At 67.6% G+C, this 1175-nt stretch carries 1 protein-coding gene; it reads right to left on the bottom strand.

Going from position 1 to position 1175, the window contains the following annotated elements; translation table 11 throughout:
• Nucleotides 1-5 precede the first annotated feature (5 nt).
• On the bottom strand, nucleotides 6-1175 hold a 1170-nt coding region (gene tuf, locus MFF06_RS06855; RefSeq protein ID WP_238202340.1), incomplete at its 5' end, for an elongation factor Tu.

Below are 1175 nucleotides of genomic sequence, written 5' to 3'. Positions count from 1 at the left end.
GGCGATCAGTCGTTGATGGCGGCGACGACGCCGGCGCCGACGGTGCGGCCGCCCTCACGGATGGCGAAGCGCAGCTTCTCCTCCATGGCCACCGGCACGATCAGCACGACGTCCATGGTCACGTTGTCGCCCGGCATCACCATCTCGGTGCCCTCGGGCAGCGTCACCACGCCCGTCACGTCCGTCGTGCGGAAGTAGAACTGCGGCCGGTAGTTGGTGAAGAACGGCGTGTGGCGGCCGCCCTCCTCCTTCGTCAGGATGTACGCCTCGGCCTTGAACTTCGCGTGCGGCTTCACCGAACCCGGCTTGCACACCACCTGGCCGCGCTCCACGTCCTCGCGCTTCGTGCCGCGCAGCAGCACGCCCACGTTGTCGCCCGCCTGGCCCTGGTCGAGCAGCTTGCGGAACATCTCGACGCCGGTCACCGTCGTCTTCGTGGTCGGGCGGATGCCGACGATCTCGACTTCCTCGCCCACCTTCACGATGCCGCGCTCCACGCGACCCGTCACCACCGTGCCGCGACCCGAGATCGAGAACACGTCCTCGATCGGCATCAGGAACGGCAGGTCGATCGGACGCTCCGGCTGCGGGATGTAGCTGTCCACGCTCTCCATGAGCTTCAGGACCGCTTCCTTGCCGAGCTTGGGCTCCTTGTCCTCCAGCGCCATCAGCGCCGAGCCCTTGGTGATCGGGATGTCGTCGCCGGGGAAGTCGTACTTCGACAGGAGCTCGCGCACCTCCAGCTCGACGAGCTCCAGCAGCTCCTCGTCATCGACCATGTCGCACTTGTTCAGGAACACCACCAGCGCCGGCACGCCGACCTGACGGGCCAGCAGGATGTGCTCGCGGGTCTGCGGCATCGGGCCGTCGGCCGCCGACACCACCAGGATCGCGCCGTCCATCTGCGCCGCGCCCGTGATCATGTTCTTCACGTAGTCGGCGTGGCCGGGGCAATCCACGTGCGCGTAGTGCCGGTTCGTGGTCTCGTACTCCACGTGCGCCGTCGAGATCGTGATGCCGCGCGCCTTCTCCTCCGGCGCCTTGTCGATCTGGTCGTAGGCCGTGAACGTCGCCCCGCCCGACTCCGCCAGGACCTTCGTGATCGCCGCCGTCAGCGACGTCTTGCCGTGATCGACGTGGCCGATCGTGCCGATGTTGCAGTGCGGCTTGGTGCG

This window comes from Methylobacterium aerolatum (assembly GCF_022179085.1).
Taxonomy (GTDB): Bacteria; Pseudomonadota; Alphaproteobacteria; order Rhizobiales; family Beijerinckiaceae; genus Methylobacterium; species Methylobacterium aerolatum.
Note: the sequence above shows the minus strand (reverse complement) of the source record. Positions and strands in the feature narration are given on the sequence as shown.